At 72.5% G+C, this 15568-nt stretch carries 14 protein-coding genes; 7 read left to right on the top strand and 7 right to left on the bottom strand.

The window, feature by feature from the left end:
* Positions 1-27: 27 nt before the first annotated feature.
* The 3 genes from LCD31_RS12005 to LCD31_RS11995 all read right to left on the bottom strand — a co-directional run bounded on the left by LCD31_RS12005 (position 28) and on the right by LCD31_RS11995 (position 3599).
* Positions 28-1071 (bottom strand): glucose 1-dehydrogenase, encoded by a 1044-nt coding sequence (locus LCD31_RS12005; protein ID WP_224958025.1) that lies wholly within the window; start codon positions 1069-1071, stop codon positions 28-30.
* Positions 1068-2942: a glycoside hydrolase family 15 protein gene (locus LCD31_RS12000; protein WP_224958023.1), complete on the bottom strand. Its 1875-nt coding sequence runs from the start codon at positions 2940-2942 to the stop codon at positions 1068-1070. Before LCD31_RS12000 ends, LCD31_RS12005 begins: the two co-directional genes overlap by 4 nt.
* A gap of 69 nt (positions 2943-3011) precedes the next feature.
* On the bottom strand, positions 3012-3599 hold the full coding sequence (locus LCD31_RS11995) for a type VII secretion system-associated protein (protein WP_224958021.1): 588 nt from the start codon (positions 3597-3599) through the stop codon (positions 3012-3014).
* Between the two features lie 338 nt (positions 3600-3937).
* Here LCD31_RS11995 and LCD31_RS11990 point away from each other — a divergent pair, with 338 nt between their 5' ends.
* From LCD31_RS11990 to LCD31_RS11980, 3 genes are all read left to right on the top strand, one after another.
* Complete coding sequence (locus LCD31_RS11990) at positions 3938-4375, top strand: PRC-barrel domain-containing protein (RefSeq protein WP_224958019.1); 438 nt, start codon at positions 3938-3940, stop codon at positions 4373-4375.
* 524 nt (positions 4376-4899) lie between these two features.
* Positions 4900-6084 (top strand): S8 family peptidase, encoded by a 1185-nt coding sequence (locus LCD31_RS11985; RefSeq protein WP_224958017.1) that lies wholly within the window; start codon positions 4900-4902, stop codon positions 6082-6084.
* A 264-nt stretch (positions 6085-6348) separates the two neighbouring features.
* On the top strand, positions 6349-7170 hold the full coding sequence (locus LCD31_RS11980) for a DNA-binding response regulator (RefSeq protein ID WP_224958015.1): 822 nt from the start codon (positions 6349-6351) through the stop codon (positions 7168-7170).
* 44 nt (positions 7171-7214) lie between these two features.
* On the opposite strand, the gene LCD31_RS11975 is transcribed toward LCD31_RS11980, so the two are convergent.
* The gene (locus LCD31_RS11975) at positions 7215-8309 is read right to left on the bottom strand and encodes a serine hydrolase (RefSeq protein ID WP_224958014.1); all 1095 of its coding nucleotides are present in this window, start codon (positions 8307-8309) and stop codon (positions 7215-7217) included.
* Positions 8310-8508: 199 nt separating this feature from the next.
* Between LCD31_RS11975 and LCD31_RS11970 the strand changes: the two genes are divergently transcribed.
* Positions 8509-8892: a sterol carrier family protein gene (locus tag LCD31_RS11970; protein ID WP_224958013.1), complete on the top strand. Its 384-nt coding sequence runs from the start codon at positions 8509-8511 to the stop codon at positions 8890-8892.
* A gap of 181 nt (positions 8893-9073) precedes the next feature.
* Here LCD31_RS11970 and LCD31_RS11965 read toward each other — a convergent pair whose 3' ends face one another.
* Positions 9074-9580, bottom strand: a complete 507-nt coding sequence (locus tag LCD31_RS11965) for a hypothetical protein (RefSeq protein WP_224958012.1) — start codon at positions 9578-9580, stop codon at positions 9074-9076.
* Positions 9581-10002: 422 nt separating this feature from the next.
* Between LCD31_RS11965 and purF the strand changes: the two genes are divergently transcribed.
* Together purF and purM are read left to right on the top strand one after the other, a co-directional pair.
* Positions 10003-11526 (top strand): amidophosphoribosyltransferase, encoded by a 1524-nt coding sequence (gene purF / locus LCD31_RS11960; protein ID WP_224958060.1) that lies wholly within the window; start codon positions 10003-10005, stop codon positions 11524-11526.
* A 231-nt stretch (positions 11527-11757) separates the two neighbouring features.
* A complete protein-coding gene (gene purM, locus LCD31_RS11955; protein ID WP_224958011.1) occupies positions 11758-12867 on the top strand; it encodes a phosphoribosylformylglycinamidine cyclo-ligase in 1110 nt (369 codons plus the stop codon).
* A gap of 567 nt (positions 12868-13434) precedes the next feature.
* On the opposite strand, the gene LCD31_RS11950 is transcribed toward purM, so the two are convergent.
* Positions 13435-13614 carry a DUF3073 domain-containing protein gene (locus tag LCD31_RS11950; RefSeq protein ID WP_224958010.1) on the bottom strand — a complete coding sequence of 60 codons (180 nt, stop codon included), beginning with the start codon at positions 13612-13614 and terminating at the stop codon, positions 13435-13437.
* Positions 13615-13869: 255 nt separating this feature from the next.
* On the opposite strand from LCD31_RS11950, the gene LCD31_RS11945 reads away from it, so the two are divergent.
* The gene (locus LCD31_RS11945) at positions 13870-14739 is read left to right on the top strand and encodes a hypothetical protein (RefSeq protein ID WP_224958009.1); all 870 of its coding nucleotides are present in this window, start codon (positions 13870-13872) and stop codon (positions 14737-14739) included.
* 30 nt (positions 14740-14769) lie between these two features.
* On the opposite strand, the gene LCD31_RS11940 is transcribed toward LCD31_RS11945, so the two are convergent.
* A complete protein-coding gene (locus LCD31_RS11940; RefSeq protein ID WP_224958007.1) occupies positions 14770-15558 on the bottom strand; it encodes a methyltransferase domain-containing protein in 789 nt (262 codons plus the stop codon).
* Positions 15559-15568 lie beyond the last annotated feature (10 nt).

Raw genomic sequence — 15568 nt, 5'->3', positions numbered from 1 at the left:
CGGCGCGGGCTCGTCGCGTTCCCGGGGTCAGACCTGCAGGTCGACCACCGGTTTCACGTCGTCCGGCTTCCGGTCCAGGGCCTGCGGCCAGTCGTCCAGCGGAACCCGGCGGGTGATCAGGTCGGCCAGCCAGTCCTGGTCCGCGTCGGACAGCGACCGCACCGCCTGCTGGTAGTGCCGCAGGTTCGCGTTCACGCTGCCCACCACCACGTCGTTGTCCAGCACCAGCTCGTCGTTGATCGCGCCGGCCGGGACCGGCAGCGTCCGGTCATGCCCGGCGATGCCGGTGAGCACCGTGATCGCGTTCCGCGCGGTGCGGCGCAGCACCTCGAACACCACCTCGCCGGCGCCGGTCGCCTCGATCACCACGTCCGGTTCGCAGCCCAGGTCGTCCATCGAGGTGTGGTACGTCGCGCCCAGCCGCCGCACCAGCTCCGGCTTCGGCCCGTCGGTCACCTGGTCCAGCACGTGCACGTCCAGCCCGCGCTGCACGCCCAGCAGCGCCCCCAGCAGCCCGATCGCCCCCGCGCCGGTGACCAGCGCGTGCCGCGGCGCGTAGTAGGCGCGGCGGCCGATCAGCTCGGCCTGCTCCCACGCCTTCGCCACCACCGATGCCGGTTCGGTCAGCACCCCGCGGTCGCCCAACCGGGCGGGCACCTTGATCGCGAAGCGGGGTTCGATGGTCCAGCGCTGCGCGCCGAACCCGTCCAGCTCCTTGATGCCGCACTCGGTGAACTCGCCGTTCAGGCAGAAGTCCCACTGGCCCGCCGCGCACGCCGGGCACGGGTGCGGGTCGGGGCGGCGCACCACGCCCACCACCAGGTCGCCCTCGCTGAACCCGCTGATCGCGGGCGCGTACCGCACCCGGCCCAGCGATTCGTGGAACAGCACCATCCGGTCCCGGCCGGGCGGCAGCGCCCCGTGCGACGCGTGCGCCACGTCGTGGTCCGTCGCGCACGACCCGACCAGCAGGCCGTCCACCAGCAGTTCGCCCGGGCCCGGCGTGGGCTCCGGGAGTTCGGAGACCGCAACCGAATCCGGTTCTCCCGGTACCACCGTCGCCGCCTTCACCGCGAATCCTTCCCGTTGCGCCTGCTCGACTCGCCCCGAGTGTGCCCGCCGTGGAGGACCGCGGCCGAATTGACCAGCGCCAAGTGGCTGAACGCCTGCGGGAAGTTCCCGGTGAACCGTCCGGAGTGGACGTCGAACTCCTCGGCGTACAGCCCCACGTCGTTGGCGAGCGCCACGAGCTCGTCGAACATGGCCACCGCCTCGTCCCGCCGCCCGCTCAACGCCAGCGCGTCCACCAGCCAGAACGAGCACGCCAGGAACGAGCCCTCGCGGCCGCTGAGCCCGTCGACCTCGTTGGTGTCCTCGCCCGTCGTGTACCGGTCCACCAGCACGCCGCGGCGCAGCTCCCGCTCCACCACCCGGATCGTGCTGCGCACCCGTTCGTCGTCGCCGGGCAGGAAGCCCACCGAGGGGATGAGCAGCGTCGCCGCGTCCACCGTGGTCCCGCCGTAGTACTGGGTGAACGCGCCCAGCTCCGGGTTCCAGCCCTTGGCCAGCACCTCCGCGTGCACCTCGTCGCGCAGCTCCCGCCAGTGCTCCACCGGGCCCGGCAGCCCGTCCTCCTCGGCGGCCCGCACGGCGCGGTCGAACGCCACCCACACCATCACCCGGGAATGGGTGAAGTGCCGGTCCGGTCCGCGCACCTCCCACAGGCCCTTGTCCGGCTGCTGCCAGATCGTCGCCAGGTGCCGGAGCATCCCGCGCTGCAACGCCCAGGTGTCGGCGTTCTCCGCGACCCCGCGCTCCCGGGCCAGGTGCAGCGCGTCCATCACCTCGCCGTACACGTCGAGCTGCTGCTGGCGGAACGCGCCGTTGCCGACGCGCACCGGCTGCGCGCCCTGGTAGCCGGCGAGCCAGTCCACCTCCCACTCCAGCAGGTGCCGCTCTCCGTCCACGCCGTACATGATCTGCACGCCCGCCGGATCGCCCGCCACGGCGCGCACCAGCCAGCGCCGCCACGCCGCCGCCTCCGCGGAGCAGCCGAAGTTGTCCAGCGCCAGCAGCACCAGCGTCGCGTCCCGCAGCCAGCAGTAGCGGTAGTCCCAGTTCCGGTTGCCGCCGAACGCCTCCGGCAGCGAGGTGGTGGGGGCGGCGATGATGCCGCCGGTGGGGGCGTAGGTGAGCGCCTTGAGCGTGGCCAGCGACCGGTACACGGCCGCCGCGTGCGGGCCGGAGTAGTCGATCTTCTCGGTCCATTCGTGCCAGAAGTCCGCGCTGTCCTGCGTCTCCTGCACCGGATCCATCGGCGGCGGGACCGTCTCGTGGTCGCTGGACCACTGCATCACCCACGAGCGGCGCTGCCCCTCGCTCACGGTGAACACCAGCTCGTGGGCGCGCTCGTGCGGAACCCGTTGCGGCAGCAGGTCACCGCGCAGCACCGCGGTGTGCGGGCCGGCGATCGCCAGGATGTACTCGTCGGGTTCCGGCTCGGCCTGCCGCACGTGCCGCACCCACGGCACCGAGTCGCCGTAGGCGAAGCGCACGATCCAGCGCAGCCGCACGTCGACCTCGCCGGAGACGCCCTCCACCATCCGCACCAGACACGGCGGGTCGTGCTGGTTCTTCTCGTGCGGCGGCATGCTGTCGACCAGCCGGAGCACGCCGCCGTCGGTGTGGAACTCGGTCTCCAGCACCAGCGAGTTGTCCCGGTAGCGGCGCCGCACCTCGCGCACCGGTTCGTCCGGGACGATCTGCCAGTGCCCGTCGCGGCCGTCGCCGAGCAGGCGGCTGAAGCAGGACGGCGAGTCGAAGCGCGGCAGGCACAGCCAGTCCACCGAACCGTCGACGCCCACGAGCGCCGCGGTGCGCAGATCGGACAGCAGGGCGTAGTGCTCGATGGGGCCGGGCGGGCCGACGGGTTGATCGCTCACCTGGCCGAGGCTAGGCATCGACGCCCCGGACGACCACCTCCGCGGCGGCGGTCGTCCCGGGGCGGGTGGTCAGTTGGGGGCCGCCGTGTCCACGAGGACGTGGTGCGGGATGACGGCGCGCACCGCGTCGTCCAGGTTCAGCCCCAGGTCCAGGCCGTCCAGCAGCGCGGGCAGGTCGCCCCCGGCCACGCGGCGGGAACCGGGCCAGCTCTCCGGCACCCGCTCCGCCGAGGTGCAGGCGGGGACCAGCTGGCTGCCGTCGTCCAGCTCGGCGACGTAGACGGCCGGTTCGCCCGCGCCGTCCTCCGGGTCGTAGAGCAGCACGTCGGCGGCGAGCACCGCGGGCGCCAGCTCGGTGTCGGGGGCCTCGCCGGTGGCGATGCGGTGCAGCACCCGCTCCAGCTCGTTCACCGGTTCGGGCAGCGCGAAGGTGAGATCCGAGGGCTCGTACTCGTCGTTGTACTGGAACTCCGGGTCGATCTCGCCGTCCGCGTCGATGTGGAAGGCGCCCACGACGCCTTCCGGCGGCACGTCGTCCCCGGACTCCTGGTAGCCGGGGTCGACGATGTAGAGCCAGCTGTTCGGAGTCTGCCTGGCCTGCTCCCGCATCTCGTCGGTGATCGGCGGCGGTCCGGGGCGGTCGGGTTGCTCTGACATGGCGCTGGCGTCCTTCGTCGGCTGGGTGGTGGAGCTCGACCGGACGCGGCCGGCGCGATCGTCGCCGATCCCGCGGGTTCCTCGCCCGTGCGAGGTGTACCCATCGAGCCTCCCAGTTCTACCGGCCGGTGCCGGGTGGATCACCTGGCGGGTCCGTCCATCCCGGCAGGACGGTGCCGGGTCGCGCGGTGGCCGATCACGGATTCGCCGCCGCGGCAAGGGGTTCCGGCGATGTTCCGGGACCGGTGACGCTGGTCGCGGATCCATCTTTCCGAGGTGCCGGTCCGGTCGCGGGCGGGGCAGACTGGGCGGGCGGCGAGTTCGGGGAGGCGGTCGGCATGATCGGTCAGCGGGAAGCACTGCACCTGTTCGGGTGCGAGGTCTTCGACCCGGCGGGGCACCGCATCGGCATCGTCGGGCAGCTGTTCCTCGACGAGACCACCGAACAACCCGCGTGGATCACCGTGCAGACCGGCCTGTTCGGCACCAACGAGAGCTTCGTCCCGCTGGAGGGCGCCGCGTTCGACGGGGACACGCTCACCGTCTCGGTGCTCAAGGACACGGTGCGCCACGCGCCGCACGTGCGGCTCGACGACGGCGACCTGCTGCTGGAGCAGGAGCACGCGCTGTACCTGTACTACGGCCTGGAGTACGGGGTGGCACCCGCCGAACCGGCCGCGCCGGACGCGGACCAGGTCGTCGCGGAGGGCGAGCTGCCGCAGGAGTACGTGGAGGCGGTGCGGCTCAAGCTCCGCCGCTGGGTCGCCGCGACCTGATCCCCGGGCGCGATCCCGGAGCGGATCCGGTGCGGTTCCGGGCGCGATCCGAGGTGTGACGCGTCCACCCGCTGGGAAATGCACTCCGTTCCCGGGACCGCGCAGCGCATTCTTCCGAGGCCTCCCCGAATGGCGCAACGAGCGGGGGATCTCCTTTTCGGGACCGCCGCCGGGGACCGATTCGTGCCGCCATCGGGGTGAACGGGCCGCTCCCCGCCGCCCATTCTGCGCGCTGCGTGCTCGCCGGCTCATCCGCTCGCCGGTGCGCCGCCAGTCTTGCGAACCAATTCGGGGAAATGGCGAATGCGGTGCGCTGAGTGTCGAACAGGCATTGAAGTCGCAGGTAGGAAGGGTGTTGACGATTTTCCGGCCTGCGTCGTTGAATGGTGCTCCCACGTCCGCGCAAGGGTTTGACCACTAATCGCCAAGTGCGCAAATCCGCTTGTCCCCGTGGCTTACGTTCCGTTTTGCACCATCAGATCGCCGTTCGGCCTCACCCGGGCGGCGCTGAAGGAAGAGGGACCATGACGAAAATGCTCTCCCGAAGCAGGATGGCCGGAGCGGGAATCACCGCCGCCGCGCTCGTGTTCGCCGGTGCCCCGGCGTTCGCGGCGCCGACGCTCGCCCCGCTGACCTTGCACCCCGAAGCGGCGGTGCTGTCCGCGGACGGCGCCGCCGACTCCTACGTCGTCGATCTCCAGGACGGGCAGGACCCGGCCGCGGTCGCCGCCGAGCTCGGCGTGCGCACCGACCACCTCTACACGCACAGCCTGACCGGGTTCTCCGCGGAGCTGACCCCCGAGCAGCTGCGGGCGGTGCGCGCGAGCCACGACGTGGAAGGCGTGTCGCAGAACTTCCGCATCCAGGTCGAGCAGCCGCAGCGGCCCGCCGAGGTCGGTTCGTGGGGCCTGGACCGGTTGGACCAGCCGAACCTGCCGCTCGACGGGAACTACGCGCCGAACGGCACCGGTGCGGGCGTGACGGCCTACATCGTCGACACCGGCATCGACCCGACCCACCCGGACTTCGAGGGCCGCGCGTCGATCGGCTTCGACGCGACCGGCGGCGACGGTGCCGACGGGCACGGCCACGGCACCCACGTGGCGGGCACCATCGGGTCCGCGACCTACGGCGTGGCCAAGGGCGCCGACCTGGTCGGGGTGAAGGTCCTCGACGACAACGGCAGCGGCACCACCGCGGACATCATCGCCGGGCTGGACTGGGTCGCCCAGGACGCCGACGGTCCCGCGGTGGCGAACCTGTCGCTGGGCGGCAGCAAGGATCCGGCGCTCAACGAGGCCGCCACGGGCCTGGTCGACGAGGGCGTGTTCCTGGCGGTCGCGGCGGGCAACGAGGCGCAGGACGCCGAGAACGTCTCCCCGGCCAGCGCGGAGGGCGTGTTCACCACGGCGGCCTCCGACGAGACCGACGCCTCCGCCGAGTTCACCAACTTCGGCGCCACCGTCGAGGGCTACGCCCCCGGCGTGGACATCGTGTCGCTCGCGCCCGGTGGCGGGACCGCGACGTTCAGCGGCACCTCGATGGCCAGCCCGCACGTGGCCGGGGTCGCGGCGCTGCACCTGGCGGCGAACGCGGGCGCCGCGCCCGCGGACGTGATCAGCGGGTTGCAGGGTTCCGCGTCGGCGGACGTCATCGGCGGCGCCCCGTCCGGCACGATCGCCGACCTGCTGCAGACCGGCGAGCTGTGAGTTGATCGGACCGGTCCCCGCCTCCGCGCCGGAGGCGGGGACCGGTGCGCGCCGCGGGTTGGCACGTTCAGCGGAGGGGCCGCGACCGCCGAATGGTGTTCGACAAAGGTTGAGCGGTGCCCTACGGCAAAAGTGGGTTCCCGGGACGATCTCAAGCTGGTTACGGTATCGATCGAGGGGGCCGCTCGCTGCCTCTCGCGGAACTGGTCCAGACCAAGATCGACTGGGCCCCGCCCGCGAAGGCACGTCACGAAGGGGTGTGCCGTGTTATCCGGATACACCGAGGCGCCTGAGCGCGCACAACCGACCACGTCGGAGCTGCCCGGCCGGACCAGGCCCGCGGCGACCGACGCGGAACGCGCGGTGCGCTCCCAGGTCGAAGCGCGCGAAGCCGTCGTTTCCGTCGCCCACGCGGCCAAGGCCCAGGCGGGCGGCTCGGGCGGAGTGCTCCAGGTCGTGCACGGGGCCCGCCGCGTCGGCTGGGCCGCCTACGAACTCCAGCGCAGCGCCACCGAACTCGTGCAGGGCGTCGCGAAACCGCCCTACGCCGCCACCGGATCGCTGGACTCGCTGGAATCCCGCAAGCTCGCCGAGGGCGTCGCCTACCAGGTGCTCTACGACCGCTCGGCGCTCGCCCGCTCCCCGCAGCTGGAGCTGACCTCGCGGCTGGTGGCGCTCGGCGAACAGGCCCGCGTGGTGCACGTGGCGCCGACGAAGATGATCGTGGTGGACAACGAGGTGGCGCTGCTGCCGCTGACCACCACGGAGCACACGGTCGAGAGCGCGGTGGTGATCCGCAGTTCCGCCATGCTCGTCGCGGTGATGCGCATCTTCGAGGACATGTGGCGGTTCGCCGCCCCGTTCACCTCCGAGCAGGAACGGCTCGTCGGCGACGACCAGCCCTCCGAGGAGGAGCGCTGGATCCTGTCGCTGCTGGCCTCCGGCGCCACCGACGACACGATCGGCAGGCTGATGGGCTTCAGCGCCCGCACCGCCCACCGGCGGGTGCGCGAACTGATCGCCCGACTCGGCGTCGAAACCCGGTTCCAGGCGGGGATGCAGGCCGTCAAGCTCGGCTGGCTCTGACCGGACGGCCCGCCCGCCGCGTCCGGCGAACGGGCCGCGGCGGATCAGCCGCACAACGCCGAACCGGTCACCTCCGCCAGCAGCGGCGAGTCGATCTGCGCGTTGGTCAGCACCGAGGCGTTCCCGCCGTCCTCGGTCACCTCGGTGAGCGAGAGGTAGCCCTCGCCGGAACCGCTGTGCCCCCAGGCCGCCCCGCCGCAGGCCAGCGGCCTGCTGATCAGCCCGAGGCCGGCCGCGTTGCCGCCGCCCTCCGGGATCGGCACCGTCCGCTTCATCTCGGCGAGCGCGGCGGGCGAGGTGAGCTCGCCGTCGAGCAGCGCCCGGTAGAACCGCACCAGGTCCCGCTGCGTGGAGATGATCGCGCCGGAGGTCGCGGACCGGGACGGCTCCGAGTTCGTCGTGACGTCGAACCACAGGTCGAACGGCGGCACCCGCCCGCCGCGGTACCCGTTGACCCGCGGTTCCGGCACGGACCGGTCGCCCGCCGCGGGGTACGTGGTGTCCGCCAGCCCCAGCGGCCGGATGATCCGCTCGGTGAGGGCGGTGCCCACCGGCTCGCCGGTGATCCGCTCGATGAGCATGCCGAGCACCAGGTAGTTCGTGTTGGCGTACACGAACTCCCCGCCGGGCTCGTGCACCGGCGGACTGCTCAGCCCCGCGCGCACCAGGGATTCCAACGAGTAGGTCCCGTCCGGCCCCGGTCGCGGATCGGGTAGTCCGGCCGGGACCCCGCTGGTGTGCTGCAGCAGGTGCCGGACCGTGATGGCGCCGCCGTCGTAGCCGCCGCCCGCGACCACGCCGGGCAGGTAGCGCTCGATCGGCGCGTCGAGCTCGACCGAGCCCTCGTCGACCAGCTGGAGGACGGTGGTGGCGGTGAATGTCTTGGTCTGGCTGTAGGCGCGGAAGTGGTCGGTGGAGCGCAGCGGCCGGGCGGTGCCCACCTGGGCGGTGCCCGCGCTCAGCTCCCAGCTCCCGGCCGGGTCCCCGCCGTGCACGCCGGCGCCCGGGCCGGTCTGCGCCTGGTAGGCGTTGAGCACGTCCTGGACGTCCGGCGGCGCGGCCTGCGCGGCGGTGCCCACCAGGGCGGTGACGACCACGGCGGTGAGCGCCGCTCGGCGTGCGGTGCGAATGCTGCTCATTCCGGTTCCCCTCAGCGGATGGGGCCGTCCCCAGCAGGGACCGCGCCCGTCCGGTGCGTCCCCTCCGACAGCAGAGCCGGAGCCTAGGGACGGCGCGGTGCGCCTCCGGTGCGTTCGGCCGGAACCGGCCGGGGTTTCGCCCGGTCGGCCCAGCGGTGCGGGCTCGGGAAGAGCTCCGGGCGAGTCCTAAGCTGGCCGCATGCCTCCACGTCGGCGGGTCGACCCGCACGAACTGCGCGCGGCGATCGACGCGGTCGCCCCGTGGCTGGCCGACGAGGCGCGGCGCCCGGCGCGCGCGGAGACCGCGGCCGCGGTCCGGTCGAGCCTGCGCACCTTGGAGGAGATCGCGCCCGGCCGCACCGTCGAGGTGCGGGTGCCGCCGTACGCCGCCGTGCAGTGCGTCGCAGGCCCCGAGCACACCCGCGGCACCCCGCCGAACGTGATCGAGACCGATCCGCGCACCTGGCTGCTGCTGGCCACCGGTGAGCTGGACTTCGCCACCGCGGTCGAGGACGGCCGGGTCAGCGCCTCCGGGTCCCGGGCCGACCTCACCGCGTGGCTCCCCCTGGTCCGCGCGTCTTGACCGAATTCTTTCCGGCTCTTGTTGTGGAGCACTGGGGTGGCGGAACCTCGCCGCCTGCCTGTGAGCCTGCCGACGGGTCCTCGGTCGTTCCCCTGTCAGCGGCGAAGCCGCTGAGCGGCGACCACCAGAGCAAGAGGAGAACCCGCCACCCCGGTGCTCCGCAGCACCAGTGAGTCCTCGGTCAGTGCGCCGACTTCAGCAGCACGACCAGCAGGCCCAGCCCGATGAGAACCAGGACGAGCACCGCGCGCTTCCACCACGGCAACCGCGTGCGCCGCACCGCGAGCACCGCGAACACGCCCATCGTGGCGACCAGGAACCAGATGCTCGTCCACGTCGCCACCGCGAACGGCACCCGGCCCAGCGCCGAGCCGACCAGCAGCAGCACCGGCAGCACCGCGGCCTGCAGGATCTGCCCGGAGGTGCGCAGCATCCGCGCCGGGTGCAGCGGTTCCGCCACCACTTCCCGCACGGCGAGGTGCGCGACGTACTCGGAGAGCAGGCTCGCCGCCCACAGCCCGCCCGTGGCCACCACCACGTCCAGCACCGCCGTCCACGGCTCCACGTGCTCGCCGGGATGCCGCACGAGCACCAGCAGCGTGCTCAGGCAGGCGATGGAGCCGTAGATCCGTTCGCGCAGCACCGAGGCGATGTGCTCGGCCCGGGCGCTGTCGCTGCGTGAGGTCATGGCGACGTTTCTAGCCGCAGGCCCGGGGAACTCGGCCCGCGGGCCGAACGGCCGGGGGCGCTGCTCCGATCGGCGGCCGCCCGAGGACCGGTCGGCGCAACGCCCGCTGCGAGTGCTGCCCGCGCGGCCACCTCGGGTGAGCGGGCGGGTGCGGACGGGGGTGGCCACCGCGATGACCGGGTTCACACCGGTGGCACGCCCTCGTCGAAAGTCCTGCTCAACGGGGGTGCTCGTCGTGGTTCGCGGAGGCGGCCGGTCATCCGGCCTTCGACGCCCGTTTACACTGAGGCGTAACTCCGACTCCGTCCTCCAGGGAGTTCTCGGTGGTCTTCGACCGGCCAGACGGCAGTGTTCCCGCTACCTCCAGCGCTCCCGGTTCGGGCGGCGCCCCCGAACCGCCCGCCGATCCGTTCGAACAGGACGTGCCGCACGAGGAGTGCGGGGTCTTCGGCGTGTGGGCTCCTGGCGAGGAGGTCGCGAAGCTGACCTTCTACGGGCTGTTCGCCCTCCAGCACCGCGGCCAGGAAGCCGCGGGCATCGCCGTCGGCGACGGCTCGCAGGTGCTGGTCTACAAGGACTTGGGCCTGGTCAGCCAGGTGTTCGACGAGCAGGTGCTCGCCTCGCTGCGCGGCCACGTCGCCGTCGGGCACAACCGCTACTCCACGACGGGCGGCGCGAGCTGGGAGAACGCCCAGCCGACCTTCCGCACCACCGCCTCCGGCAGTGGTCTCGCGCTGGGCCACAACGGCAACCTGGTGAACACCGCGGAGCTGCGCGAGCGGGTCGTCGCCGAGGGCGTCGACACCGTGTCCGCGAACAGCTCCTCCCCGGCCTCCGCGTGCGACCGCGCCACCACCGACTCCGACCTGGTGTGCGGGCTGCTCGCCGCGCACGCCGCGGACAAGGGCATCGAGCAGGCCGCGATGGACCTGTTCCCCACCGTGTCCGGCGCGTTCTCCATGGTCTTCTCCGACGAGTCGACGCTGTACGCCGCCCGCGACCCGCAGGGCGTGCGCCCGCTGGTGCTGGGCAGGCTGGAGCGCGGCTGGGTCGTGGCCAGCGAGACCGCGGCGCTGGACATCGTCGGTGCGTCCTTCGTCCGCGAGGTCGAGCCGGGCGAGCTGCTCGCCATCGACGCCGACGGCCTCCGCTCGCAGCACTTCGCGCACCCCAAGCCGAAGGGCTGCATCTTCGAGTACGTCTACCTGGCCCGTCCGGACACCACGATCTCCGGCCGCTCGGTGAACAGCACCCGGGTGGAGATCGGCCGCAAGCTGGCCCGCGAGCACCCCGTCGAGGCCGACCTGGTCATCCCGGTGCCGGAGTCCGGCACGCCCGCGGCGATCGGTTACGCGCAGGCCTCCGGCATCGACTACGGCAACGGGCTGGTGAAGAACTCCTACGTGGGGCGCACCTTCATCCAGCCGTCGCAGACCATCCGGCAGCTCGGGATCCGGTTGAAACTGAACCCGCTGCGCGAGGTCATCCGCGGCAAGCGCCTGGTGGTCGTGGACGACTCGATCGTGCGCGGCAACACCCAGCGCGCCCTGGTGCGGATGCTGCGCGAGGCCGGGGCGATCGAGGTGCACGTCCGGATCGCCTCGCCGCCGGTGAAGTGGCCGTGCTTCTACGGCATCGACTTCGCCTCCCGCGCGGAGCTCATCGCCAGCGGCACCGACACCGACGGCATCCGCCGCTCCATCGGTGCCGACTCGCTCGGCTACGTGTCGCTGGACGGGCTGGTCACCGCCACGGAGCAGCCGCGCACCCGGTTGTGCGCGGCCTGCTTCGACGGGAACTACCCGATCCCGCTGCCGGAAGAGGCGCAGCTCGGCAAGTACCTGCTCGAAGGCGTGGCGGGCAGTTCCGAGAAGGGCGTCGCCGGACCGGCCGAACCGGTCCTGTCCAGCGGTTACGGCGGAGCCGACGCGCTGCGCAGGCCCTGACCGGCCGCGGCGGCACCGGGCGCGCCGCGTAGCGTGGTGCCGCCCTCCGGCCGGGCTGGTCCGTCCGTGGCCCGCAGCCGGGTGGAAGCGGAAATCCGCGCGACGGAACGGGTACCGGCGGGTACGCCTGTGGTAGGCAAGGGGCAGGGCCGTTGTGGGATGGCCCACAGCGCTCGCGCCGCCGACCGCGAGCCCACCAACGTTGAACGCACACCAGATGTGGAGTCAGTCGTGTCCGAAGACCTGCTCGCAGGCTCATCCGCCGAAGCTGAGAAGGCCACCTACGCGAACGCGGGGGTGAGCATCGAGGCAGGCGACGAAGCCGTGCAGCAGATGCTGCCCTGGGCGAAGCGGGCGAGCAGGCCGGAAGTGCTGGGCTCGCTCGGGGGCTTCGCCGGCCTCTTCCAGCTGAAGCTGGACCGGTGGACCGAACCGGTGCTGGCCTCCTCCACCGACGGCGTCGGCACCAAGCTCGCCGTGGCGCAGGCGATGGACAAGCACGACACGGTCGGCCTCGACCTGGTCGCGATGGTCGTCGACGACCTCGTGGTGTGCGGCGCGGAACCGTTGTTCCTGCAGGACTACATCGCCGTCGGCAAGGTCGTGCCGGAGCGGATCGCCGACCTGGTGAAGGGCGTCTCCGAAGGCTGCCTGCAGGCCGGTTGCGCCCTGCTCGGCGGGGAGACCGCGGAGCACCCGGGCATGATGGCGCCCGGCGAGTACGACATCTCCGCCACCGGCGTCGGCGTCGTCGAGGCGAGCGGGATGCTCGGCCCGGACAAGGTCCGGCCCGGCGACGTGGTGATCGGCATGGGCTCGTCCGGGCTGCACTCGAACGGCTACTCGCTGGCCCGCCACGTGCTGCTGGAGCTGGCCCGGATGCCGCTGACCGGCCACGTGGAGGAGTTCGGCCGCACCCTCGGCGAGGAGCTGCTGGAGCCGACCCGCATCTACGCGAAGGACTGCCTGGCGCTGGCCGCCGAGACCGAGGTGCGCACCTTCGCGCACGTCACCGGTGGTGGCCTGGCCGCGAACCTGGCGCGGGTGGTGCCCGCGGGCCTCACCGCGGTGCTGGACCGCGGCAGCTGGACCCCGGACCCGGTGTTCGGCCTCATCGCGCAGCGCGGCCGGGTCGAGACCGAGGAGATGGAGCGGACCTTCAACATGGGCGTCGGCATGGTCGCCGTCGTCACCGCCGAGGACGTGGACCGGGCGCTGGCGGTGCTGACCGCGCGCCACGTGCCCGCCTGGGTGCTCGGCGAGGTCGCCAAGCAGCCCGCGGTGGAGGACGCCGCCGAGGACCAGCGCGTCGTCGTCCGGGGCAACCACCCCCGCTTCTGAGGACTTGACCCGCGGGGCGCGACCGAGCACCACGGTCGCCCCCCGCGGTGCGTCCGGGGCCCGCTCTGGCCCGGCCCGGCATCGCCCGGAAAAGTTCGCGGAGCCGGGAATTCCGCAGTGGACCCGCCCGTTGTACGGGGTGGCCGGTGTGCGCGTGCCCCCGGGCTCCATCACGAGCCTGCAGGGAATACCGTTCGGCTGGAGCCTTGCAGCGCCATCCGCCGAGAGGCGGCCCGCACACCGGCCCCTACTCGTCCGGCCCGCCGGAGTCCGATCGGGAACGAAAAAAGTGCGCCGGCGGACCGGCGCACTCATCTCGTGTTCTCGTGGCGTGTTCGGCGATCACGCGCTCACCAGGCCGTCGGCACCGCTCGCCGACATCCGCACGACCTGTTCCGCCCGGACGGAGCGCATCCAGCGGATGCGCGCCGACCGGGCGATTTCGACAGGACCACACAGCTGGTGCCTCTCGCCCACGGAACGACTGCGGGAACGCAACGACGCTACCTGCGACACAGAACACCGAGTGGACGAAGCTGAAGCCGTCCACCCGGTGTGCACGTGCCGTCAACGCCGGTAGTCGTCGTACCCGTCGTCGTATGTGTCGTCGCGGTCCTCCTCGGACCATTCGCCAGGCGGTTCCGTGGACAGCTCCCGCTGCAATGCCTCGACGTCCATGGTGGGGGAGCTGTACTTCAGCTCGCGGGCCACCTTCGTCTGCTTGGCCTTAGCCCGGCCGCGCCCCATGGCTCGACCCCCTCGCGCAGGGTGTGCGGGGTGGCCAGGGGAACGGCGACCCCGCATGATCTCGACAACTTTTCCTGTAACTACCGTACCGTGCCGATGCGGTTCTACGCGACGTGGTGCCCTGGAGAGTCTCCGTGTCGCGCGTGACCTTCCCCCCAGATCGCGGATCGGCGGTCCGCGATCGTCGAGGCCCCCGGCTCGCCGTCCAACGCGGGCAGCCGAAGGCACCATCGGGGCGCATGGCACGATACTCGCGTGCCTGAACCGTTCGTCGCCTACCTGAGGGTGTACGAACCCTTGTCGTCGATCGATTCCCCGTTGCGCGAGCAGCTGGCCGCGACCCTGGAGCGGGGAGCGCTGGAACCGACCGTCGCGGCGACCAGGGAACAGGACCAGTGGCTGCGCACCCAGGTGTCGGCTCCGCCGAAGCTGCTGCCCGACGAGGGCACCGGCGCGCATTCCGGTGATGTCCTCACCCTCGACCCCGAGTCCGTGCCCAGCGGTCCTGCCGCGACCGTCGGCCCCGGCCCGCTGGTGTGCCCGCTGGACCTGCGCGGCAGGTCCGCTGCGGCGCTGGTCGGCTTCCTCGGCGCGGCCGAGCTGCCGCTGCGCTCCGCGGTGCTGTCCCTGCCGGTGGAGAAGGCGAAGAGCCAGGCCAGCGCGGTGGTCAGCGAGCTCGCCGAGAACGCGGTGCACGTGCTCTCGTCCACCTGGACCGTCCCGCTGCCGTGGTTCGTGCTGGTGGACCCGGTGGAGCGGGAGGCCGGGAACTCGGACGGCACCCGCCGGGTGTGCTGGCGGGTCGCGATGGCCGACGCGCGGCGCCGGGTGGCGCGGGCGCACTCCGTCGCGCGGGACTCCATCGGCGACGGCGGGCCCACCAAGATCCTGCGCGAGACCGGTCGCTGGCTGGAGCGGTTCCACCCGCACTCCGCGGTGGAGCTGGACTACGGCGGCCTGGTGCAGATGATGAGCGACAGCGACCTGGACGCCGACACCTCGGCGGAGGACGTGCACGCGATCATCGACGCGATGGAGTCCGGCGACACGGTGGAGGTCGGCGAGCGCTACGAGGCGCTGCGCGACTTCTGGTCCGAGTTCGCCGCCCGCGAGCGCTACAACTGACCGCTGCCGCTCTCCCGCCGCGAGGGATCCTCAGCGGTGGCAGCGGATCTCGCCGTTGAGGACGGCGAACCAGGCCACGTCGGCGTCGATCCACTCGCGCCAGCCCGCGCTCAGCCGCTCCAGTTCGGCGCCGGTGGCCAGCCCGCGCTCGACGGCCTGGGTGGCGAAGGCCGAGTTCCGCACCCGGTCCGCCCACAGGCCGCCCCACCAGGTGCGTTCCTCGGCGGTGGCGAAGCACCAGGCGGAGGCGGTGGCGTCGACCTCGCCGAACCCGGCTTCCCGCGCCCACCCGAGCAGCCGCCGCCCGGCGTCCGGTTCGGCGTCGTTGCCGCGCGCCACGCGGTGGTACAGGTCGAGCCAGTCGGTGAGCGCGGGCAGCTGCGGATACCAGGTCATCGCCGCGTAGTCGGCGTCCCTGGCGGCGACGATCCCGCCGGGCCGGCAGACCCGCCGCATCTCGCGCAGCGCCGCGACCGGGTCGGTGAGGTGTTGCAGCACCTGGTGCGCGTGCACCACGTCGAAGGAGCCGTCGGCGAACGGCAGCGCGTACACGTCGGCCACCTGGAACTCGGTGTTGGCGGGCGCGCCCGCGCTCGCCTGCTCGACGATCTCGGCGGCGTTGTCCACGCCGGTGACGTGGCCGGGGGCGACGCGCTCGGCGAAGTCGTGGGTGATCGTGCCTGGTCCGCAGCCGACGTCGAGCACCGCGGCGCCGGGGGTCAGGTCGGCGAGCAGGTAGGCGGCGGAGTTCTCCGCGGTCCGCCAGCGGTGCGAGCGCAGCACGCTCTCGTGGTGCCCGTGCGTGTAGACGTCAGCCATCACTGCTCCC

This window comes from Saccharopolyspora sp. 6M, from assembly GCF_020176775.1.
In the GTDB taxonomy this organism is placed as follows: domain Bacteria; phylum Actinomycetota; class Actinomycetes; order Mycobacteriales; family Pseudonocardiaceae; genus Saccharopolyspora_C; species Saccharopolyspora_C gregorii.
Note: the sequence above shows the minus strand (reverse complement) of the source record. Positions and strands in the feature narration are given on the sequence as shown.